We start from the raw sequence: 26046 nt of genomic DNA, 5'->3' as shown, positions 1-26046 counted from the left end.
TCAATCGGTCCTTCAGTCCTCGGAGGAGTTGTTGTAGGCGAGGTCGATCAAGCCGTCGATATCGAGCTCGTCGATCGACTCATCCGTGACGGTCTGATCGGTGTCGTCCTGGCCGTCCTGCCCGTTCGTGAGCTTCATAAGGGCCTCCAGCAGGCCCGCGTTGCGTAGGCGGGCGAGCGGGATCGTCTGGAGGGCGTTGCGAATGCTGTTCTCCGACAGATCCGTTGCCGACTCCGCGTCCCCATGGCCGCCGAGCTGGCCGGCCAGATATTCCGCCAGCGCCTGCGGTGACGGATAGTCGAACACCGCGGTCGCCGGCAACCGCAGACCTGTCGTGGTCGCGAGAGCATTACGGAACTCGACAGCGGAGATCGAATCGAAGCCCAGCTCACTGAAAGGCCGGTCGGGTGCGATCACATTCGCATTCCGATGACCCAGAATCGCCGCGACCTGACCGCGCACGATCTCCACCAGAACTCCGAGGCGTTCACCGTCGGAAGTGCTCGCCAAACGCGCTCGCAGCGCCGCCGAGGCACCCGAGGCTGCCTTCCGGCGCTGCGGGACCAGCCCGGAAAGCAGTACGGGCACTGCGGATCCCGCCCCACGCATGGCATCGAGATCCAAGCGGGCGAGGACGGGGGCCGCCGTGTCCAGCCCGGTCGCCGTATCGAACAGCGCCAGGCCCTGCTCCTGCGACAGCGGCAGCATGCCCGACCGGGACATCCGGCGCCGCTCGGTGTCACCGAGCTCCGCCGCCATACCGCCGTCCATACTCCACAGACCCCAGGCCAGCGAGGTGCCGGGGAGCCCGGATGCCCTGCGGTGCGCCGCCAGTGCGTCCAGGCAGGCGTTGGCCGCGGCGTAGTTGCCCTGGCCGGCGTTGCCGAATGCACCTGCCGCCGAACTGAACACGACGAACGCCCGCAGCGGCAGCTCGGCGGTCAGTTCGTGCAGGTGCAGGGCGGCATCGACCTTCGGCCCGAACACCGCATCCATGCGGGCCGGAGTCAGCGAAGCGATCGCACCGTCATCGAGCATGCCGGCCAGGTGGAACACGCCGGTCAGCGGGTGCTCGGCAGGCACGTCGGCCAGCACCTGCGCCAGCGCGGCACGATCGGCGACGTCACACGCGACGAACTCGACCTCGGCACCGAGCTGCTGCAGCTGATCCCGCAGTTCGGTTGCGCCTGTGGCGGATTCACCGCGCCGGCTCAGTAACAACAGACGGCGGACGCCGCGCGTGGCCACCAGATGCCGGGCGAACAACCCACCGAGGAAGCCGCTGGCACCGGTGATCAGAACGGTGTCGCCCGGATCGAAGGAACCGGTCGACGGAGCGTCGGTGGAGACGACCCGGGCGAGTCGCGCGACATGTACCCGCCCGGCGCGGACGGCCACCTGTGGTTCCTCGGCAGCAAGAATCCCGCCCAGCAGACCGTCTATGCCGGAATCGCTATCGATCAGCACGATCCGGCCAGGATGCTCCGACTGTGCGGCCCGAACCAGGCCGCCGACAGCGGCACCGGCCAAGTTCGAAATATCCTCCCCGGCCACCGATACCGCGCCACCGGTCCGAACCACCAGCACCGACTCACCGAACCGAGGCTCGGCAATCCAGGACTGCAGTGCCTCCAGCACAGCATGAGTAGCGGCACGAACGGACGCAGGATCATTGCCCGCCGGGCAGTCCAGCACCACTACCTGCGGGACCTGCTCACTCACGTCACCGAGATCCGCCCATGCCACGCCGGCGACCTCGTTCTCGGACACCGTGATCGGCGTCCAGCGGACATCGAAGACAGCAGTGCGAGTAATGGGTGTGCCCGCGGTGAGCTGCGCGGGATCGATCGGCCGGGACGCCAAGTGCCGCACCGTCGCCACGGCAGCACCGGTCGAATCCGCCAGATCCAGCGCGACTCCGCGTTCACCGATGCGAGTGAGCCGAACCCGCAACGCATCGGCCCCCGCCGCATGCACCGTCACACCCGACCACTCGAACGGCAACGCCAGCCCGGTTTCCTCCGACGCGGCATCATCGGCAAAACGCAAAGCATGCAAAGCCGCATCCAGCAACGCCGGATGCATGCCGAACCGTTCCGCGTCGCCTCGCGCCGCCTCGGGCAACTCGACCTCGGCGTAGAGCCCGTCGGATCCGCGCCACACCGCCCGCAGCCCCTGGAACACGGGACCGTAGTGATAGCCCTGCGCATCGAGGGCGTCATAGACACCGTCGATATCCACCGCGACCGCGTCCGCGGGCGGCCAGGACACCAGATCCACTGCGGCACTGTCACCTTCCGGCGCGAGCCCGCCCTCGGCGTTCAACGTCCACGGCGCATCGACACCATCGTCGGAGCGGGAGAAGATCCGAACCCCGCGACGACCGGCCGCGTCCTCGGCATCGACCACGACCCGCACGGCGACCCCTGCCGAATCCAACAGCACCAGCGGCGCCCGCAGTACCAGCTCCTCCAGCATCGTGCAGCCGAGCTGTTCTCCGGCGTGCAGGGCGAGTTCGACCAGACCGGTGCCGGGGACCAACACGGTGTCCATGACCGCATGGTCGGCCAGCCAGGGCTGCGTCCGCACCGACAATCGGCCGCTGAGCGCGATCGCGTCGGACTCCGGTTGCGACACCACGGCCGAGACCAGGGGGTGCCCGGTGGCCGCGAAACCCATCGACCTGGCGTCACCACCGGCGGCGGACGCGGCGGCCATCCAATAGCGCTGACGCTGGAAGGCATAGGTGGGCAGGTCGATGCGCCGAGCTCCGGTACCGGCGTACAGGCGGGCCCAATCGACGTGAGCGCCGGTGACGAACAACCCTGCCGTCCCGGCCACCACGGCGGACGCGCCCGCCTGGCCCCGACGCGCCAGCGCCACCACCGTCGGGGCCGCGGTCACCGTCAGCTCCTCGACGATCTGGTTGACCATCGGGAAGAGCACGGCGTCCGGTCCGATCTCGGCGAACCGGGACACACCCAGATCTGCCATCGCCGCAATAGCATCCGCGAAACGGACGGTGTCCCGGACCTGACCGACCCAATACGCCGGATCGGTCATCTCATCGGTGATCCGGGCACCCGTCACTGTCGACACCAACGGGACGGTGGGACGACCGAACACCAAACCCTCGATCACCGAAGCGAACTCGGCCAACATCGGCTCCATAAGAGCCGAATGGAAAGCATGCGAAACCCGCAATCTGTGTGTGCGCCAACCACGCTCGGCGCACTTCGCAATGACCGCGAGCACATCGTCTTCGATGCCGGAGAGCACCACCGACGCCGGACCGTTCACCGCCGCGACCGACACCCCACCGGTCAGCAACGACAGCACGTCGGCCTCGGCGGCGCCGACAGCGACCATCGCGCCACCGGCAGGCAACGCCTGCATCAACCGGCCACGCGCGGCCACCAGCACACACGCATCCTCGACCGACATCACCCCGGCGACATGCGCCGCGGCGATCTCACCGATCGAATGACCAGCCACCACATCCGCACGCACACCCCACGACTCGAGCAACCGGAACAACGCCACCTCGAACGCGAACAACCCCGCCTGCGCGAACACCGTCCGATCGACCGAATCCTCATCCGACAGCGCCACATCCAGCGAAACCGGCTGCCCCAACAGCGGATCCAACTGCGCGACAATCGCATCGAAATGCTCGCCGAACACCGAATACGCCGCACGCAACTCAGCCGCCATACCGGCCCACTGCGCACCCTGACCCGAGAACACCACACCCGTAGAACCCGGCACCACCCGGCCTGACACCACACCCGGAAGGGATTCAGCCCGGCTCAGCGCTTGTGTTCCGGCCCGCAGCGCGTCACGTTCGGTCGCGAACACCACGGCCCGGTGGTCGAACAGCATTCTCGAATCGACAAGTGCGAAGCCGACATCGATCGGGTCGTCCGCGTGGCCGCTCACCTGCGCTGCCAGGCGGGCGGCCTGATCGGCGAGCGCCTCTGCACTGCGGGCGGAGAGCACCCAGGGCAGCACTCCGCCGGCCGGAGCGGTCTTGACCTCCGGAGCCGGGTCCACTGCGGGCGCCTGTTCGACGATCAGGTGCGCGTTGGTGCCGCTGAGGCCGAACGAGGACACCGCCGCACGACGCGGCCGATCCACCTCCGGCCACGACACCTGCTCGGTCAGCAGCCGGACCTGCCCCTCGGACCAATCCACCTTCGTAGAAGGCTGATCCACGTGCAGGGTCTGCGGCAGCAGCCCGTGCTGCATGGCCATGACCATCTTGATCACGCCACCCACACCGGCGGCGGCCTGAGCGTGACCGATGTTGGACTTCAACGACCCCAACCACAACGGCCGAGCGACATCCCGATCTCGGCCGTACGTGGCCATCAGTGCCTGTGCCTCGATCGGGTCACCCAGCGTCGTACCGGTGCCGTGCGCCTCCACCGCATCGACGTCGACCGGCGAGACCCCGGCATTCGCGAGGGCTTGGCGGATCACCCGCCGCTGCGACGGGCCGTTCGGCGCGGCGAAACCGTTCGACGCACCATCCTGATTCACCGCCGAACCCGCGATCACCGCGAGCACCCGATGACCGTTGCGCCGGGCGTCGGACAACCGCTCGAGCACCAGCACACCCGCGCCCTCGGACCAGGCGACACCGTCGGCCGCGTCCGCGAAGGACTTACAGCGACCGTCGGGCGACAACCCCCGCTGGCGACTGAATTCGAGGAACATGTCCGGTGCCGACATCACGGCCACACCACCGGCCAACGCCAGATCGCACTCGCCCGACCGCAGCGACTGCGCGGCCAGATGCAGGGCGACCAGCGACGACGAGCACGCCGTATCCACCGACACCGCAGGACCTTCCAAGCCCAGCGTGTAGGCGATACGACCGGAGACCAGGCTGCCGCCCGCGTTGTTACCGGTGCCCGCACCCTGTGCGTAGTCGTGGTACATCACGCCGGTGAACACGCCGGTCGAGCTGCCTCGCAGCACCGCCGGGTCGACACCGGCGCGTTCCAGCGCCTCCCAGGAAACCTCCAGCAGCACCCGCTGCTGCGGATCCATCACCGTCGCCTCGTTCGGGCTGATCCCGAAGAAGTCCGCGTCGAAATCTGCTGCGGAGTACAGGAATCCACCATGGCGCGTGTAGGTCTTACCCGCCTTGCCGGGCTCGGGATCGTAGATGCCCTCGATATCCCAGCCCCGATCGTCCGGCAGCTCTCCGGTGGTCTCCCCACCGGACGTAACCAGCCGCCACAGATCCTCCGGCGACGCGACTCCACCCGGGTAGCGACAGCCCATCGCCACCACGGCGATCCGGTCGTCGCCGACGGCTGTGCCGGTGGTGATTTCGATGTCCTGGCTCGTGCCGGTGAACTGGGAATCGATGAAGTCGGCGACGAGCTGTGGGTTGGGGTAATCGAAGATCAGCGTGGCCGGCAGTTGCAGACCGGTCGCGGTATTGAGCTTGTTGCGGAACTCGATGGCGCTCAACGAGTCGAACCCGAGCTGCTGGAAAGCCTGCTGGGGTTCGACGGCAGCGCCGGAGGCGTGCCCGAGAGTGTCTGCGGCAGTGGCCCGGACGAGATCGAGCAGTGCGGCGGCACGATCGGTGTCGGAGAGCCCGGCCAGCCGCTGCGCGAATGCCTGCCCAGCCGCGGTCCGAGTCGCCCGGCGCACGGGAGCGGGTGCGATCGCCCGCAGCAGGGCGGGGATCTGCTCGCCCCGGGTGCGCAGCACGGCCGCGTCGACCCGCAGCGCCACTACCTGGGCCGTCTCGGTGGCGATGGCCGCATCGAACGACGCCAGGCCTTCGGCCTCGGTGAACGGCGGGAAACCCAGCCTTCGCATCCGATCGAAGTCGTCCTCGGACAGCTCGGCGCCGAGTCCGCTCGATCGCGCCCACAGACCGTAATCAATTGCGGTAGCAGGCAATCCGAGTTCGCGACGATGCGCCGCGAGGGCGTCGAGGAAGACGTTCGCCGCAGCGTAGTTGGCCTGACCGGCAGCCAGGACCAGCCCGCCCGCCGAGGACAACAGTACGAACAGCGACAGCGCGGCGTCGCGGGTGAGCTCGTGCAGATGCCACGCGGCATCGGCCTTGGGCCCGAAGACATTCCCGAGCCGGTCCGGTGTCATCGACTCGATCACACCGTTGTCCGCGATTCCGGCCGCATGCACGACGCCCACGAGCGGATGCTCGGCCGAGATGCCGTCCAGCAGTGCGGCTACCGCGGCCCGATCCGACACATCGCAGACGGCGACCGCGACCTGCGCACCGAGCTCGACGAGCTCATCGCGCAGTTCGGCGGCGCCGGGCGCACCCAGACCCCGCCGGGACGTCAGGAGCAGGTGGCGCACACCGTGTTCGGTCACCAGATGCCGGGCGATCACCGCACCCAGACCGCCGGTGCCACCGGTCACCAGGACGGTGCCCGGCTCGATCGGCCGAGCGATCACATCGGGTGTGTGGCGGCCGAAGCGCGGGACCAGCACCTCCTGCCCACGCAGAGCGGCTTCCGGTTCCGCAGCCATCGCCGCGGTCGCGATCGCGATCGGGTCATGGTCGCCGTCCAGGTCCAGGAGCTGGAATCGACCCGGGTGCTCCGCCTGCGCGGCGCGCACCAGCCCCCAGACGGGCGCCTGGTCCAGCCGCACCGAATCGGAATCGGCAACGGCCACAGCGTGTCTGGTCGACACCACCAAACGGGAACCGGCGAAACGGGTTTCAGCCAGCCAGCCCTGGACCGTGTCCAAGAGCCGGGTCACCACCCGGCGTGCGGCCTGCGGTGGCGCCGCGTCATCGAATGGGCTCTCCAGCAGCACCATCTCGGGAACGACCGCCTCCGGGTTCGCATCCAGATCGGCGATCAGCTCCGCGAGATCACCGAAGCCCCGTACCGCACCGGAACTTCGGCCCCAGCCGAGCGCAGCCAGCCGGCCGGGCTCCGTCGGCGTCGCAGGCGGGGCAACAGTGCTCCATTCCACGCGGAAGAGGGATTGCGCGGCATGGTCGGCGCCCAGGCGATCGGCCGACACCGGTCGGGACACCAGCGCACCGACCGACAGCACCGGGTGCCCCTGGTCATCGGCCAGCTGCACGGTGAACCTGGTGCCGTCGACCACGATTCGGACGCGCACCGCGGCGGCGCCTGCGGCGTGCAACACCACACGGTTCCAGGTGAACGGCAGGGCCGGGAAATCACCGACACCATCCCGAAGACCGTGCACGATACCGACATGCAGCGCTGCGTCGAGCAACGCCGGATGAACTCCGAAGCCGTTGCCGTCCTGCGGATCCGGCAGCGCGACCTCGGCGAACAACTCGTCACCACGCCGCCACGCCGCCTGCAGACCCTGGAAGAACGGGCCGTAGCCGTACCCGAGGTCGAACAACTCGTCGTAGATGCCCGCGAGGGGAGTCGGCTGTGCACCCGCAGGCGGCCACACGGCCAGATCGAAATCTGCCGCCGTCTCGCCCGGTGCGAGCACGCCTTCGGCGTGCAGCAACCACGGCCCCTCGGCGGTCTGCCGCGAATGCACAGTCAGCCGGCGGCGACCGGCTTCGTCGGCGCCGGCCACCACGACCTGTACCGCGACGCTGCCTTCGGCAAGCATCGTCAACGGGGTATGCAGGACAAGCTCATCCACTATCTCGCAGTCCAGGACGCCGCCGACGTAGCTCGCCAGCTCCACGAACCCGGTGCCCGGCAGCAATACGGTGCCGAGCACGCTGTGGTCGGCCAGCCACTCCATCGAGTCCACCGACCACCGGCCGGTGAAACTCACCTCACCCGACTCCGGATGCGACACCATCGCACCCAGCAGCGGATGCTCCACCGCGTCCAGCCCGGCCGAGCCGACTCCGCCCAGTTCGGCTCCCAGCCACGACTTCGCCAGCATCTGCCGGGGATCGAGCCAGAACCGCTCGTGCTGGAAGGCATAGGTGGGCAGGTCGATTCGCTGACCTCCGGCGTGGAGACCGGACCATTTCACGTCGGCGCCGGACACGAACAAGGCGGCCACCCCACCCAACACCATGGGCGCATCGGCCCGACCCCGACGCGCCAAGGGCACGATCGCCGGAGTCACGGGCAACTGCCCGGAGTCGACGATCTGCGCGATCATCGGGGTCAGCACCGCGTCGGGGCCGACCTCGGCAAACCGGGACACACCCAGATCTGCCATCGCGACGACCGCGTCGGCGAACCGGACCGTGTCACGGACCTGACCGACCCAATACGCCGGATCCGACATCTCATCGGTGATCCGGGCACCGGTCACCGTCGACACCAACGGGATGCTCGGGAGTGAGAATGCCAAACCCTCGATCACCGAGGCGAACTCGGCCAGCATCGGCTCCATCAAGGCCGAATGGAAAGCATGCGAAACCCGCAATCGATGCGCGCGCCAACCATGTTCCACGCAGGTGTCGACAACGGCCTGGACCGCGTCCTCAGCGCCGGACAGCACCACCGACGCCGGACCATTGATCGCGGCGATCGACACCCCATCGACATCGCCCAGCAGCGGCGTCACGTCGGCCTCAGACGCCCCGACAGCAACCATCGCCCCACCAGAAGGCAACGCCTGCATCAAACGACCACGCGCAGCCACCAACACACACGCATCCTCGAGCGACAACACCCCGGCCACATGCGCGGCAGCGATCTCACCGATCGAATGACCGGCCACCACATCGGCCCGGACTCCCCACGATTCGAGCAGCCGGAACAACGCCACCTCGAACGCGAACAGACCCGCCTGCGCGAACACCGTCCGGTCGACCAGCTCATCGTCCGCCAGCGCCGTGGTCAGCGAAACCGACTGCCCCAGCAGCGGATCCAGCTGCCCGACAATCGCATCGAAGTGCTCGACGAACACCGGATACGCAGTCCGCAGCTCGGCCGCCAAACCAGCCCACTGCGCACCCTGACCCGAGAACACCAAACCCGTCGAACCCGCCACCACCCGGCCGGACACCACACCCGGAAGGGATTCGGCGCGCCCCAACGCCCGCACACCCGCCAGCAGCCCATCACGGTCCCCGGCCAAGACGACCGCACGATGATCGAACACCGCACGCGTGGACGCCAACGAGAAACCGACATCCACCGGATCCAGGTCCTGATCAACGACATGGGATGCCAGCCGCTCGGCCTGACCGGCAAGAGCCTGCCCGCTGCGTGCAGAGACCGCCCACGGCAGCAATCCGCCGGCCGGAACGGCGACCACCGGCTCCGGCTCCACAGCCGGGGCCTGTTCGATAATGATGTGCGCATTCGTGCCGCTGATACCGAACGACGACACACCCGCACGACGCGGTCGAGCTACTGCTGGCCACGTCACCGAGTCGGTCAACAACCGCACATGGCCCTCGGACCAATCAACCTTGGAACTGGGCGCATCGACATGCAGCGTCCGCGGCAGCACTCCGTGCCGCATCGCCATGACCATCTTGATCACACCACCGACACCCGCCGCGGCCTGAGCGTGGCCGATGTTGGACTTCAACGATCCGAGCCACAGCGGACGATCCGCATCCCGACCCTGCCCGTAGGTAGCCAAGACGGCTTGGGCCTCGATCGGATCACCCAACGTGGTACCGGTGCCGTGGGCTTCCACCACATCCACCTCGGTCGGCGCGATCCCGGCATTGGCCAGCGCCTGCCCGATCACCCGCCGCTGCGAGGGACCGTTCGGCGCGGTCAAACCATTCGACGCACCATCCTGATTCACCGCCGAACCGGTCATCACCGCAAGCACCCGATGACCGTTGCGCTGAGCGTCGGACAACCGCTCCAGCACCAGGATGCCGACACCTTCCGACCAGCCGACACCATCGGCGGTGTCGGAGAACGACTTACACCGGCCGTCCGCCGACAGCCCGCGCTGCCGGCTGAATTCCATGAACGTCTCCGGGGTGGCCATGACGGTGACACCACCGGCCAACGCCAGATCACATTCGCCCGACCGCAGCGAGGCCGCGGCCGAATGCATGGCCACCAGCGACGACGAACACGCCGTATCCACCGTGACGGACGGCCCCTCCAGCCCGAAGACGTACGAAACCCGTCCCGAGGCAATAGATCCCGCGTTCGCGTTGGCCGGATAGTCGTGATACATCATGCCGACCCACACACCGGTCCGGCTGCCCTTCAACGCGCCGGGGTCGACACCGGCCCGCTCGAACGCCTCCCATGAGGTCTCCAGCAGCAGGAACTGCTGCGGATCCATCACCGCGGCCTCGTTCGGGCTGATATTGAAGAACGCCGGATCGAATTCACCTGCGGCATGGAGGAATCCACCCTCACGGGTGTATGTGCTGTTCGGCTTCTCGCCGGCCGCATCGTAGAGACGATCGACATCCCAACCACGATTCACGGGGAACTGCGACGCCGCATCCGTCCCCGTCGCAACCAGATTCCACAGCTCCTCGGGCGAACCGACCCCACCCGGATACCGGCACGCCATACCCACGATCGCGATGGGTTCGTCGAGCTGACGGTTGCGGGTCTGCAGCGCTGCGCGAACAGCTGTTGCCGAGCCCTGGTCGTCGGCGAACTCGCCGGCCAGGTATTCGGCCAGCGCCTGAGGCGACGGATAGTCGAACACCAAACTCGCCGGCAACCGCAGGCCCGTCACGGTCGCGAGGGCATTGCGAAACTCGACCGCGGAGATCGAATCGAAGCCCAGATCGCTGAATGCCCTCTCGGGTGCAATCGCATTCGCGTTCCGGTGGCCCAGAATCGCCGCGACCTGACCGCGAACGGTTTCCACGAGCACACCCAGGCGCTCGCTGTCGGGAGTAGCGGCCAAACGAGAACGCAGCGCGGTAGCGCCGCCCGAAGCCGTCCGACGGCGAGCAGGAAGCAGGGCGGACAGCAGGGCCGTGGCAGACCCCCCGGTGCGGATGCCGTCCAGATCGAGACGGGCCAGCACGGGAGCGGCCGCATCGATTCCGGAAGCAGCGTCGAACAGCGCCAGACCCTGTTCTGCCGTCAGCGGCAGCATGCCCGATCGAGACATCCGGCGCCGCTCGGTGTCGCCGAGCTCCGCGCCCATCCCCCCGTCCGCGCCCCACAGACCCCACGCGAGCGACTGCCCGTTACGCCCGGATGCCTTGCGGCGCAACGCCACCGCATCCAAACAGGCGTTGGCCGCGGCATAGTTGCCCTGCCCTGGATTGCCGAAGGTGCCGGCCGCCGAACTGAACAGCACGAACGCCCGCAACGGCAGATCGGCGGTCAGCTCGTCCAGATGCAGGGCGGCATCGACCTTCGGCCGCAAGACCGCGTCCATCCGCTCCGGGGTGAGCGCGGCGATCGCACCGTCATCGAGCACACCAGCCGTATGGAACACACCGGCGAGCGGACGGTCCGCAGGGATAGCGGCCAGCACCGCGGCCAGCGCGGCACGGTCGGCGACGTCACACGCGGCGAACTCGACCTCGGCACCGAGTTGCTGCAGCTGGTCCCGCAGTTCGGTTACGCCGGGGGCGGATCCACCGCGCCGGCTCAGCAACAACAGACGGCGAACACCGCGCGCGGCCACCAGATGCCGGGCGAACAACCCACCGAGATAGCCGCTGGCACCGGTGATCAGGACCGTGTCGTCCGGAGCGAAGGACAAGCCGGTGGCCGACGAGGGGGTCGCCCGGACCAGTCGCGCACCGAAGACCTGCCCGCCACGCACCGCCACCTGCGGTTCCTCGGCAGCCAGAATTCCGCCCAGCAGGCCGCCGATGTCGGAATCGCTGTCCACCACCACGATCCGGCTACGACTCTCCGCTTGGGCCGTACGGACCAGACCGGCCACGGCAGCACCGGCCAGATTCGTAATGTCTTCCCCGGCAACCGATACCGCACCGCTGGTCCGGACCACCAACGCCGACTCGCCGAACCGCTCATCGGCAAGCCACGACTGCAGCACCTGCAGCACACCGTGAGTCGCGGCCCGAACCGTGTCCGGCTCATTACCCGCCGGACAGTCCAGCACCACCGCGGCGGGCACCTCGTCACCCAGATCCGCCCACGACACCGCATCGATTCCGGTGCCGGACACCGAGATCGGTGTCCACTCGACCTGGAATACGGCGCTGCGTGCAACGGACGCACCGGTGCTGAGCTGCGCGGGATCGATCGGCCGGGACGCAAGCTGCCGCACCGTCGCCACCGCGGCTCCGGTCGAATCCGCCAGATCCACCGCCACGGCATGGTCACCCACCCGGGTCAACCGCACCCGCAGCGCACCGGCCCCCGCCGCGTACACCGTGACACCCGACCACTCGAACGGCAACTCCGGGCCGGCGCCCTCTGCGCGCAGGTGGCCGGCCGGCCGCAGCGCATGCAGCGCGGCATCGAGCAGCGCCGGATGCAGCCCGAAACCCTGGCCGTCCTGCGGGTCCGGGAGGGTGACCTCGGCGAACACCTCGTCGCCGCGCTGCCACGCCGCCCGCAGGCCCTGGAAGACAGGGCCATACCCGTACCCGGCATCGAGCAGCTCGTCGTAGACACCATCGACGTTCAAAACCTGCGCGCCGACCGGCGGCCACGCCGCGAGATCCACGGCTGGCACGGCCGCGCTCGGGGCAAGCGCGCCTTCGGCATTCAGCAGCCACGACGACGCCGCATCGGCGTCCCCGTCCGGGCTGGAGAAGATCCGCACCCCGCGCCGGCCGGTCTCGTCCGCGGGATCGACCACGATTCGCACCGCGGCCCCGTCGGACTCCGACAACACCAGCGGGGCCCGCAGCACCAGATCGTCCAGCGTCGAGCAGCCGACCCGCTCCCCCGCGTACAGGGCCAGCTCGACGAATCCGGTGCCGGGGAACAATACGGTCCCCAGCACCAGGTGATCGGCCAACCACGGATGCGTCTGCACCGACAGGCGACCGGTCAGGATCATCGCCTCGGAGTCCGGCTGCGATACCACGACCGATACCAGCGGATGGGCGGTCGCCACCAGACCCATTGCCCGGGCATCGCCGCCGGCGGACCCCTCGGACATCCAGTACCGCCGACGCTGGAAAGCGTAGGTGGGCAGGTCGATTCGGCGGGCTCCGGTACCGGCGTACAGGCCCGCCCAGTCGAGGTCAGCGCCCGCGACGAACAACCTGGCCAGGCCGGTCGGCACCGCGGCCACATCGGTTTGGTCCCGACGCGACAGCGCGGCCACGGTTGCGGCCACGCCTTCCCCGGTATCGAGGGTCTGCGCGATCATCGGGGTCAGCACAGCGTCGGGGCCGACCTCGGCGAACCTGGACACACCGGAACCAGCCATCGTGGCGACCGCGTCGGCGAACCGCACAGTGTCGCGGACCTGGCCGACCCAATACGCCGGATCCGACATCTCATCGGTGATCCGGGCCCCGGTCACCGTCGACACCAACGGGATGCTGGGTCGGCCGAAGGTCAAACCCTCGATCGCCGAGGCGAATTCGGCCAGCATCGGCTCCATCAAGGCCGAGTGGAAAGCGTGCGAGACCCGCAATCGGTGTGTGCGCCATCCCTGTTCGGCGCACTGTTCAGCGACGGCGAGGACATCGGCTTCGACACCGGACAGCACCACCGACGACGGGCCGTTGACCGCCGCGATCGACACCGCACCGGCCACCAGCAGCGGCAGCACATCGAGCTCGGAGGCACCCACGGCGACCATCGCGCCACCGGCGGGTAGCACCTGCATCAACCGGCCACGCGCGGCCACCAGCACACAGGCATCCGCCAGGGACAACACTCCGCCCACATGCGCGGCAGCGATCTCACCGATCGAATGGCCGGCTAGGACATCCGCACGCACACCCCACGATTCGAGCAGCCGGAACAGCGCCACCTCGAACGCGAACAACCCCGCCTGCGCGAACACCGTCCGATCGACCAGCTCACCGTCCGCCAGCGCCGTGCTCAGCGAAACCGACTGCCCCAGCAGCGGATCCAGCTCGGCGACGATCGCATCGAAGTGATCGGCGAACACCGGATAGGCGGTCCGCAGCCCGGCGGCCATACCAGCCCACTGCGCACCCTGACCGGAGAAGACGAAACCTGTCGACCCCGTCACGACACGACCGGACACCACACCGGGTGCCTGCGTACCGGCGGCCAGCGCCCGGGCGCCCGCAAGCAGACCGTCACGGTCATCGGCTACGACAACCGCACGGTGCTCGAACATCGCGCGGGTGGAGGCCAGGGAGAAACCGACGTCGAGCGGATCGTGGTCGACCACATGCGATGCCAGGCGCGCTCCCTGAGCGGCGAGAGCCTCGCTACTGCGGGCCGAAATCACCCACGGCCGCGCAGCCGGTACCGGGGCCGGCTCCGCAGCCTGGGCCTCCGCCGGCACGGTCACCGGGGCCTGCTCCACGATGAGGTGGGCATTCGTGCCGCTGATTCCGAACGAGGAGACACCCGCACGACGCGGCCGATCCACATCGGGCCACGCCACCGGTTCGGTCAGCAGACGGACATGGCCCTCGGACCAATCAACCTTGGTGCTGGGCCGATCGGCGTGCAGCGTCTTGGGCAGCATGCCGTGCCGCATCGCCATGACCATCTTGATCACGCCACCGACACCCGCGGCGGACTGGGCATGACCGATGTTGGACTTCAACGACCCCAACCACAGCGGCCGATCCGCCGCACGTTCCTGGCCATACGTGGCAAGCAGCGCCTGAGCCTCGATCGGATCACCCAAGGTCGTACCGGTGCCGTGGGCTTCCACCACGTCCACCTCGGTCGGCGACACACCAGCATTGGCCAATGCCTGCCGGATCACCCGCCGCTGCGACGGACCGTTCGGCGCGGAGAAACCATTCGACGCGCCATCCTGATTCACCGCCGAACCAGCAATCACCGCAAGCACGTCATGACCATTGCGACGCGCGTCCGACAACCGCTCCAGCACCAGCACACCGGCGCCCTCGGACCACCCGACGCCATCGGCCGTGTCGGAGAACGACTTACACCGGCCATCCGGCGACAAGCCCCGCTGCCGGCCGAACTCGAGGAACATGTCCGGGGTCCCCATCACCGCCACGCCACCGGCCAGCGCCAGATCGCACTCACCGGACCGCAGCGACTGCGCGGCGAGATGCAGGGCGACCAGCGAGGACGAGCACGCGGTGTCCACAGTGACGGACGGTCCTTCCAGACCGAACACATACGACACCCGGCCCGAAACCAAGCTGCCCGCGGCGCCGTTGCCGGTACCGGTGCGCTGGGCGTAGTCGTGGTACATCACGCCGGTGAAGACACCGGTCGAACTACCGCGCAACACCGCCGGATCCACACCTGCGCGCTCCAACGCCTCCCACGAGATCTCCAGCAGCAACCGCTGCTGCGGATCCATCATCGTGGCTTCGTTGGGGCTGATCCCGAAGAAATCCGCGTCGAATTCGGCTGCGGAGTACAGGAATCCACCCTGACGGGTGTAGGTCTTGCCCGCCTTACCGGGTTCCGGATCGTAGATGCCCTCGATATCCCAGCCACGATCCGACGGCATCTCACCGGTAGTGTCGGTGCCGGAAGTGACCAGGTCCCACAGGTCTTCGGGCGAGGCGACACCACCGGGGTAGCGGCAGCTCATCGCCACCACCGCAATCGGGTCGTCGCCGGTACGGACCCGGCTGATCACCGGCTTTTCGACCGCCGCGGCGCCGGTGAGCTGGGAACCGATGAACTCGGCGACAACCTGCGCATTCGGGTAGTCGAACACCAGCGTCGCCGGCAGCTGCAAACCCGTCGCAGCATTCAACTTGTTACGGAACTCGACCGCACTCAACGAATCGAAACCAAGCTGCTGAAAAGCCTGCTGCGGCTCAACAGCATCCACCGACACATGCCCAAGAGTCGCGGCAGCCACCGAACGGACGAGATCGAGCAGAGCACGCGCACGATCCGCATCCGACAAGCCGGCCAGCTCGAGTGCAAAGGCCTGGCCCGCAGCGGTCCTGCTCTGCCGGCGGACCGGGGCCGGTGCCAACGAGCGGACCAGAGCGGGGATCTGCTCGCCCCGCGTCCGGAGCACCGCCGGATCGACCCGCAGCGCCACCAGCTGCGCGGTATCGGTTGCGATCGCGGAATCGAACAGCGCCAGACCGTCTGCCTCGGTCAGCGGGGGGAAGCCCTGGCGGCGCATCCGATCGAAGTCATCTTCGGACAGCTCGACACCGAGCCCTGAGGATCGCGCCCACAATCCGTAATCCACAGCGGTCGCGGACAATCCCAGACTCCGACGGTGTGCCGCGAGCGCATCCAAGAAGACGTTCGCCGCGGCGTAGTTCGCCTGACCGGCAGCCAGCACCAATCCGCCCGCCGAGGACACCAAGACGAACAACGACAACGAGGCATCACGAGTCAGCTCATGCAAATGCCACGCCGCATCCACCTTGGGCCCGAACACATAATCGACCCGCTCGGCCGTAATCGATTCGACCAGACCGTTGTCCGAGGTCCCCGCCGCGTGCACAACACCGACCAGCGGATGTTCAACCGAAATGCCGTCCAGCAACGCCGCCAGCGCAGACCGATCCGACACATCACACGCGGCAACGGTCACCTCGGCGCCGAGCTCGGTCAGCTCCGCACGCAGTTCCGCCGCCCCCGGAGCATCCGGGCCACGCCGAGACGTCAAAAGCAGATGGCGCACACCGTGTTCGGCCACCAGATGCCGGGCAATAACCGCGCCCAGGCCACCCGTCCCACCGGTCACCAGCACCGTGCCCGGCTCGGACAACCGAACGATCGAACCGGGCGTGTGCCGGCGCAACCGCGGCACGTACGCGCTCGTACCCCGCAGCGCGGCCTCCGGCTCGGTCGCGACGGCGGCCGCCGCGGCGAGCGAATCACCGTCGGCGTCCAGATCGAGCAGCTGGAATCGGCCCGGGTGTTCCGCTTGCGCGGCGCGCAGCAGACCCCACACCGGCGCCTGTCCCAGATCCACCTGCTCCGCATCGGCAACGGCCACCGCGTGCCTGGTCAGCACCACCAAACGCGAACCAGCGAAACGACTGTCGGCCAGCCAACGCTGGACGGTCCCGAGCACGCCCATCGCGACCCGGCGGGCGGCCTCCGGCGGCGCACCCTCGTGGGTGGGGCACTCGAGCAGCACGAGGTCGGGCACGACCGAGTCGGGGTTCGCGTCCAGATCGGCGATCAATGCCGCGAGATCACCGTGGTGTCCGCCGAGTACCGCCACCCGGTCCGGCTCGACGCTCGCCGTAGACGGCGCAGCAGCGACCCATTCCACGCCGAAGAGGGCATCCGATACCCCATCTGCGCTCAGGCGATCGGCCGATACCGGCCGAGAAATCAACGCGCCCACCGACAGTACGGGTTGCCCCTGCTCATCGGCCATCTGCACCGCGAACCGGTCGCCCTGCAGCACGATCCGCACCCGCACCGCGGCAGCGCCGGCCGCATGCAGCACCACGCGGTTCCAGCTGAACGGGAGCGCCGGGAAACCCTCGACACCGCCACGCAGACCATGGACGATCGCGGCGTGCAGCGCCGCGTCGAATAGCGCGGGGTGGATCCCGAAACCCTTGGCGTCCTTCGGATCCGGTAGCGCGACCTCGGCGAACACCTCGTCGCCGCGCTGCCACGCGGCCTGCAGCCCCTGGAAGAAGGGGCCGTAGCCGTATCCGATATCGAGCAGCTCATCGTACGCGCCGTCGACGTCTAACGGTTGCGCGCCGGCCGGTGGCCACGCGACGAGGTCGAAGTCGGCCACCCCGTCGCCGGGGACGAGCACGCCTTCGGCATGGAGCACCCACGGACCCGCGGCCGTCTGCCGCGAGTGCACGCTCAGTCGCCGTCGTCCGGCCTCGTCCGGGGCGGCCACCACGACCTGCACGGCGACATCGCCATCGGCCGTCAGGGTCAACGGAGTATGCAGAACGAGCTCGTCGACCACCTCGCAGCCCAGCAGGCCACCGACGTGACCGGCCAGTTCGACGAATCCGGTGCCCGGCAGCAACACGGTGCCCAGCACGCTGTGGTCCGCCAGCCATTCCACCGAATCCAGCGACCACCGGCCGGTGAAGCTCACCGCTCCCGAATCCGGGTGCGGCACAATGGCACCCAGCAGCGGATGCGTCGCCGCATCCAGCCCGAGCGCGGTGACGCCGCCCAGTTCGGCACCGAGCCACGACTGGGCCAGCATCTGCTTGGCGTCGAGCCAGAACCGTTCGTGCTGGAAAGCGTAGGTGGGCAGGTCGATTCGCCGCGCTCCGGAACCGGCGTAGATGCCCGCCCAGTCCACCTCGGCACCAGTCACGAACAACCCGGCCAGCGCACTGGTCACGGTCACCGCGTCCGCGTGGTCGCGTCTGGTCACCGCGACCGCCGTGGCGTCACCGAGAGTCTGGGCGACCATCGGGGTCAACACGGCGTCCGGCCCGACCTCGGCGAACCGCGAGACACCCGAACCGGCCATCGTGGCAACGGCATCGGCGAACCGGACCGTATCCCGGACCTGACCGACCCAATACGACGGATCACCCATCTCGTCGACGACCTGGGCACCCGTCACCGTCGACACCAACGGGATGGTGGGTCGGCCGAAGGTCAAACCCGCGATCGCCGAGGCGAACTCGGCCAGCATCGGCTCCATCAGAGTCGAATGGAAAGCGTGCGAAACCCGCAATCGGTGTGTGCGCCAACCACGTTCGGTGCAGGTGTCGACAACGGCCTGGACCGCCTCCTCGACACCGGACAGCACCACCGACGACGGACCATTTACCGCCGCGATCGACACTCCACCGTCCAGCAACGGCAGCACGTCGGCCTCGGCGGCGCCGACAGCGACCATCGCCCCACCGGAAGGCAACGCCTGCATCAACCGGCCACGCGCGGCCACCAGCACACACGCATCCTCGACCGACATCACCCCGGCGACATGCGCCGCGGCGATCTCACCGATCGAATGACCAGCCACCACATCCGCACGCACACCCCACGACTCGAGCAACCGGAACAACGCCACCTCGAACGCGAACAACCCCGCCTGCGCGAACACCGTCCGATCGACCGAATCCTCATCCGACAGCGCCACATCCAGCGAAACCGGCTGCCCCAACAGCGGATCCAACTGCGCGACAATCGCATCGAAATGCTCGCCGAACACCGAATACGCCGCACGCAACTCAGCCGCCATACCGGCCCACTGCGCACCCTGACCCGAGAACACCACACCCGTAGAACCCGGCACCACGCGGCCGGTCACCACACCGGAAGCGGCTTCGGAGCGCCCCAGCGCCCGCACGCCCGCAAGCAGCCCCACACGGTCCTCGGCCACCACCACGGCCCGATGCTCGAAGACACTGCGCGTCGACGCCAGCGAGAAACCGACATCGATCGGATCATGGTCGACCACATGCGATGCCAGCCGCGCAGCCGCAGCGGCCAGAGCCTCGCCGCTGCGCGCCGACAGCATCCACGGCACCGCCGGGACGGTCCGGACCTCCGGGACCGACTCGACCGCCGATACCGGGGCCTGCTCGATAATGAGATGTGCGTTGGTGCCGCTGATGCCGAACGAGGAGACACCCGCACGACGCGGCCGATCCACCTCCGGCCAGGCCATCGGTTCGGTCAGCAACCGGACGTGGCCCTCGGACCAATCAATCTTCGTGGACGGCTGATCCACATGCAGGGTCTGCGGCAACAGTCCGTGCCGCATCGCCATGACCATCTTGATCACACCACCCACACCCGCCGCCGCCTGAGCGTGACCGATGTTGGACTTCAACGACCCCAACCACAACGGCCGATCCGCAACACGCTCCTGGCCATACGTGGCGAGCAGTGCCTGTGCCTCGATCGGATCACCCAGCGTGGTACCGGTGCCGTGCGCCTCCACCACGTCGACATCGACCGGCGACACCCCGGCATTGGCCAAGGCCTGACGAATGACTCGCCGCTGTGAGGGACCGTTCGGCGCGGTCAAACCATTGGACGCGCCATCCTGATTCACCGCCGAACCGGCGATCACCGCAAGCACGTCATGGCCATTGCGACGCGCGTCCGACAGCCGCTCCAGCACCAGCACACCGGCGCCCTCGGACCAGGCGACACCATCGGCCGTGTCGGAGAACGACTTACACCGGCCGTCCGGCGACAGCCCCCGCTGCCGGCTGAACTCCACAAAGGTCTCCGGAGTCGCCATCACCGTCACGCCACCGGCCAAGGCCAGATCGCACTCACCCGACCGCAGCGACTGCGCCGCCAAATGCATTGTCACCAGCGACGACGAACACGCCGTATCCACCGTGACCGACGGCCCCTCCAGACCGAACACGTACGAAATCCGGCCGGACGCAATGGATCCCGCGTTCGCGTTGACCGGATAGTCGTGGTACATCATGCCGGCGAAGACACCGGTCGCACTGCCGCGCAGCAGCGCGGGGTCGACGCCGGCCCGCTCGAACGCCTCCCACGAGGTCTCCAACAGCAGAAACTGCTGCGGATCCATCAGCGCGGCCTCATTCGGGCTGATATTGAAGAACGCCGGATCGAACTCACCTGCGGCATGCAGGAATCCGCCCGAACGCGTGTACGTGGTGTGCGGTGTTTCCCCGGTCGGGTCGTACAGCCGCTCGGTATCCCATCCGCGGTTCACCGGGAACTCCGACGTCGCGTCGGTCCCGGTCACGACCAGCTGCCACAGCTCCTCGGGCGATCGGACCCCGCCCGGGTACCGGCACGCCATGCCGACGATCGCGATCGGTTCGCCGTCGAAGGCTTTCGCGGCGGTGACCGCCACGTTGTGCCCGGTGCCGGTGAGCTCGTCGGTCAGGTGTGCGGCCAGCACCTGCGGTGTGGGGTAGTCGAAGACGACCGCGGCCGCCAGCGACAGGCCGGTGGCGGTCTTGAGCCGGTTACGCAGCTCGACCGCACCCAGGGAATCGAAACCAAGGTCCTGGAAGGCACGATCGGGATCGATCGCGGACGCACTGTCGTGGCCGAGAACGGCCGCGATGTGGGTACGGACGGTATCGAGCACCGCCTGCCGCTGCCGACCGGCGTCCAGACCCGAAAGCCGTTGCCGCAGACTCGACCCCACCGTCGAGAGCGCCGCGGACCGCCGCACCGCCGGCGCTAAAGCGCGCAGCAGCGGGGGCAGCAGCCCGGCCTCGGCCTGGGCCCGGATCGTGGCGGTATCGATCGTGGCGATCACCGCATGCGCGTTGCCGCGTTCGAGCACCGCATCCCAACCGGCCAACGCCGACTCGTCCGGGATCGCGGTGAATCCGGCCCGGCTCATCCGAGCCAGGTCGACCTCACCCAACTGCCCGGCCATACCGCCCGAGCGCGCCCACGGACCCCACGCCAGCGACTGACCGGCCAGTCCGCGGGCTCGCCGGTGGGCCACCAGCCCGTCCAGGAAGGCGTTCGCGGCCGCGTAGTTGCCCTGCCCGGGACCGCCCACGGTGCCCGATATCGACGAAAACACCACGAACGCGGCAAGTTCCAGGTCCGCGGTGGCCTGGTGCAGATGCCATGCGGCATCCACCTTCGGTGCCAGCACCGTATCCACCCGCTGGGTGGTCAAGGAGGCGATCACCCCGTCGTCGAGCACACCCGCGGCATGGATCACCCCGGTCAACGGCCACTGCGCGGGGATACCGGCCAGCAGCTCGGCCACCGCGTCGGCGTCGGTGACATCACACGCCACCACCCGCACCTGCGCACCCAATTGCTCCAGCTCGGCGCACAACGCCACGATGCCCTCGACCCGAGGACCACGGCGACTCACCAGCAGCAACGACCGTACGCCGTGCTCGGCCACCACGTGCCGGGCTACCACCGCACCCAAACCACCTGTGCCACCTGTGATCAGCACCGTTCCCGCACCGAAGGCGTCGTCGGCGGCCGATGGAGACTCGATGGGCGCAGGCCGGGTGAGCCGCGCGGTGTGGGTGATGCCGTCACGGAGGACCACCTGGGGTTCGCCCACGGCCACGACAGTGGCCGCGACGGACTGGTCGACGTCGGTGTCGGTGTCCACCAGGACGATTCGTCCCGGATCCTCGGTCTGCGCGGTCCGCACCAAGCCCCACACCGCGGCACCGGCGAGATCGGTGAGGTCCTCGTCGGCCACCGCGACCGCACCGCGGGTGGCGACCAGCAGTGTGCTCATGGCGAACCGGTCCTCGGACAACCACGCCTGTACCACCTCGAGGACGCGTGCGACCTCGGCATGGGTAGTGGCAACCACGTCGGTGCCGGAGGCTTCGCTCCATTTGGCCCCTGCCTCGACCACCACGACCGGCGGCACCGCCGCTTCCGGATCCAGCCGGTCCCACCGGACCGAACCCGAATCCACTGCGGGCGAATCCGATTCGACCGGCGACCACACCACTTCCAGCACCGGATCGGCCGTGCCGCTCGCCCCCGCGGCGAGCTGCTCCAGTCGCATGGGCCGGGGCGTCACCGATCCGGACAACACCGGCTGCCCCTGCTCATCCGCCGCGTGCAGCGACACCGACGATCCGGTGGTGATCAACCGAACGCGCAGCACCGACGCCTCGGCCGAGTGCAGCGCAACCGACTCCCACGAGAAGGGCAGCACGACTTGCCCGGCCGCCACCGTGAACGGTGAATCCGGCTGTCCCGCAGCATTATCGACGACGCCGGCCAGCAGTCCAGCCTGCAGTGCCCCGTCCAGCAGTGCGGGATGAATCCCGAATCCTTCGGCGCGCGCACCACTATCGGCGTCGATGGCGATCTCGGCGAATACCTCGGCACCACGTCGCCACAACGCCCGCACACTCTGGAACGCCGGACCGTACTCGTAGCCCCGTGCCGACAGGGCCGTGTACGCGGACGCGACATCGAGATCGGTCGCCGCGGGCGGCGGCCAGGTCTCCGATGCGGGCGCGGCCGTGTCATCCAGGGTGGTCAGCTGCCCCCGCGCGTTGAGGACCCACTGACCGTCCGGGTCGTGCTCACTGCGCGAGTAGATCGAGATCGGCCGCTGCGCGAACTCCGGTCCGGGCCCGCCGACGACAACCTGGATCCGCACACCGCCCGAGGCGGGCAGCAGCAGCGGCGCCTGCAGCGTCAGGTCGTCGATCACGGGGTATCCGGCTTCGGCACCGGCACGCAAGGCCAGCTCGACGAAGCCGGTCCCCGGCAGCAGGACCGATCCGGCGACCGCGTGGTCGGCCAGCCACGGCTGCGTCGCCACCGACAACCGGCCGGTCAGCAGCACGTCGCCGGACTTCGCTTCTGACACGACGGCACCCAGGAGCGGATGTCCCATCGCGCCAAGACCCACCGATTCGACACCGGCGGCACCGAGCGCGGGTTCGAGCCAGAAGCGGCGGCGGTCGAAGGCATAGGTGGGCAGTTCCACCGATGCCGGGTTCGGGTCCGCGAGCACCGCGTTCCAGCGCACCGGGACCGCCCGCACGAACAACCGCGCGACCGCGGCGAGGATCTCGGCGGGTTCGTCACGCTCGGGATGCAGCACCGCCACCGCGGTCGCCGCCTCGGGCAGGCATTCGGCTGTCATCGCCGACAGCACCGAGTCGGGACCCACTTCCATGAAGGTGTCCACACCGTCGGCCCAGGCCGCGGCCACGGCGTCGGCGAACCGCACCGGCCGCCGCACCTGATCGACCCAGTACTGCGGCGAGCACCACAGGCCGGGATCCGCCACCGCACCGGTGACAGTCGAGATCACCGGAATCCGAGGCGGATCGAAGCGCAGTGTCGCGACCACCTCGGCGAACCGCGCCAGCATCGGTTCCATCAACGACGAATGGAAGGCATGGCTGACCCGCAACCGTTTGACGCGTCGCCCGCGCTCGCGCAGCTGCTCGGCGAGAACGTCCACGACCTCCACACGACCGGAGATCACCACTGCCGCAGGGCCGTTGACCGCGGCCACGTCCACCCCGTCGACACCGTCCAGCAGTGCGGTGATCTCCTGCTCACCGGCCTGCACCGCGAGCATCGCTCCGCCGGTGGGCAATTCCTGCATCAACCGGCCCCGCGCCGCGACCAACGTGCACGCGTCGGCAAGGCTCAGCACGTCGGCCACATGCGCGGCGGCGATCTCACCGATCGAATGCCCGAACACCACATCCGCGGTGACACCCCATGATTCGAGCAGGCGATACAGCGCCACCTCGACCGCGAACAGCGCCGGCTGGGTCAACCGGGTCTGCTCCAATTCGGTTCCGGAGCTGATCGCGTCGCGCAAGGAGAGCCCGAGCAGCGGATCCAGCTGCGCGCAGACCTGGTCGAATGCCTCGGCGAACACCGGGAACCGGCCATACAGCTGCTGACCCATGCCCGCCCGCTGGGAGCCCTGCCCGGCGAACATCACACCGACCCGCGACGCCGCGCCGGAACCGACGGCGACACCGGGACCCGGTTCGCCGGCCGCCACCGTGGCCAGTCGGCGCAGCAGCTCGGTCCGGTCGTCACCCACGACCACGGCCCGATGCGCGAACAGCGTGCGAGTCGAGATCAGCGAATGCGCCACCTCGGACACCGACACCGCGGGATCGGCGACAACGAACTCGTGCAACCGCGCGGCCTGCGCCCGCAGCGAGGCCTCCGACTTCGCCGACACCACCCACGGAACCGCAACCGCGACAGTGCTTCCCGAGCTGGCGGGGTTGGTGCCCGGCTCGGATTCGGCCGGTTCGCCGGCGGATACATCTTCGAGGATGACGTGCGCGTTGGTGCCGCTGATGCCGAAGGAGGACACCGCGGCGCGGCGGGGCCGGTCCGCTTCCTCGGGCCAATCCCGCTTCCGGGTCAGCAGTTCGATCGCGCCGGTGGACCAGTCCACTCGCGGGGTGGGCTCGTCGACATGCAGGGTCGGCGGCATCACCCCGTGCCGCATCGCCATGATCATCTTGATCATGCCGCCGACGCCCGCCGCGGCCACCGAGTGACCGATATTGGATTTCAGCGACCCGAGCCACAGTGGCCGCTCCGGATCACGGTCCTGTCCGTAGGTAGCGAGCAGCGCGTGTGCTTCGATCGGATCCCCCAGCACCGTGCCGGTGCCGTGCGCCTCCACCACATCCACGTCGTCGGTCGAGAGCCGCCCGTTGGCCAGCGCGGCGCGGATCACCCGCTGCTGCGAGGGACCGTTCGGCACGGTCAAGCCGTTGGACGCGCCGTCCTGATTGATCGCCGTTCCGCGGATCACCGCCCACACTCGATGCCCGTGTCGCTGCGCGTCCGACAGCCGCTCCAGCACCAGCATGCCCGCGCCTTCGGACCAGCCCGTGCCGTCCGCCGACGCCGCGAACGACTTGCACCGGCCATCGGCCGCCAGCCCTCGCTGCCGGGAGAACTCCACGAACATCCCCGGCGAGCCCATGACCGTCACGCCGCCGGCCAACGCCATCGCGCACTCCCCCGAGCGCAGCGACTGCGCCGCCAGATGCACCGCCACCAGCGACGACGAGCACGCGGTGTCCACCGACACCGCCGGGCCCTCGAGTCCCAGCGCGTACGCCACCCGGCCCGACACCACGCTGCCGGTCGTACCGGTCAGCAGGTAGCCCCGCAGATCCACCGGACCCGCGTGCAGCAGATCGGCGTACTCCCCGTTCGACGCACCGGCGAAGACACCGGTATCGGATCCCCGCAACGTCGACGGGTCGATACCGGCTCGTTCCAGGGCTTCCCAGGAGGTTTCCAACAGGATCCGCTGCTGCGGGTCCATCGCCAGTGCCTCGCGCGGGCTGATCCCGAAGAACTCCGCGTCGAATTCCGCTGCGTCATAGAGGAACCCGCCTGAGCGCGTGTACGACTTCCCGCGCGCCTGCGGGTCCGGGTCGTAGAGCCCGTCCACATCCCAACCGCGGTCGGCAGGGAACTCACCGACCGCGTCGACGCCGTCGGACACCAGATTCCACAGATCCTCCGGAGAAGCCACCCCACCCGGGTAACGACACGCCACACCCACAACCGCAATGGGCTCGAATTTCTGATCCTCGACTTCCCGCAGCCGCCTGCGTGTTTGGCGCAGATCGACCGTCAGGCGCTTCAGGTAGTCAAGGTGCTTGTTGTCGTCGACCATCTAAGT

The 26046-nt window shown here is 68.6% G+C and carries 1 protein-coding gene; it reads right to left on the bottom strand.

Annotated features, from left to right (window positions below):
• Positions 1-12 precede the first annotated feature (12 nt).
• Complete coding sequence (locus OIE68_RS47260; protein WP_419150624.1) at positions 13-26040, bottom strand: SDR family NAD(P)-dependent oxidoreductase; 26028 nt, start codon at positions 26038-26040, stop codon at positions 13-15.
• Positions 26041-26046 lie beyond the last annotated feature (6 nt).

Origin of the sequence: Nocardia vinacea (assembly GCF_035920345.1) — a bacterium.
GTDB classification, from domain to species: Bacteria; Actinomycetota; Actinomycetes; order Mycobacteriales; family Mycobacteriaceae; genus Nocardia; species Nocardia vinacea_A.
The sequence above is the reverse complement of the archived record's forward strand: the minus strand, read 5'-3'. Positions and strand labels throughout refer to the sequence as shown.

Coding starts and splice junctions, on each gene's coding strand:
- OIE68_RS47260 (WP_419150624.1), bottom strand. CDS start 26,040: ATGGTCGACGACAACAAGCACCTTGACTACCTGAAGCGCCTGACGGTC.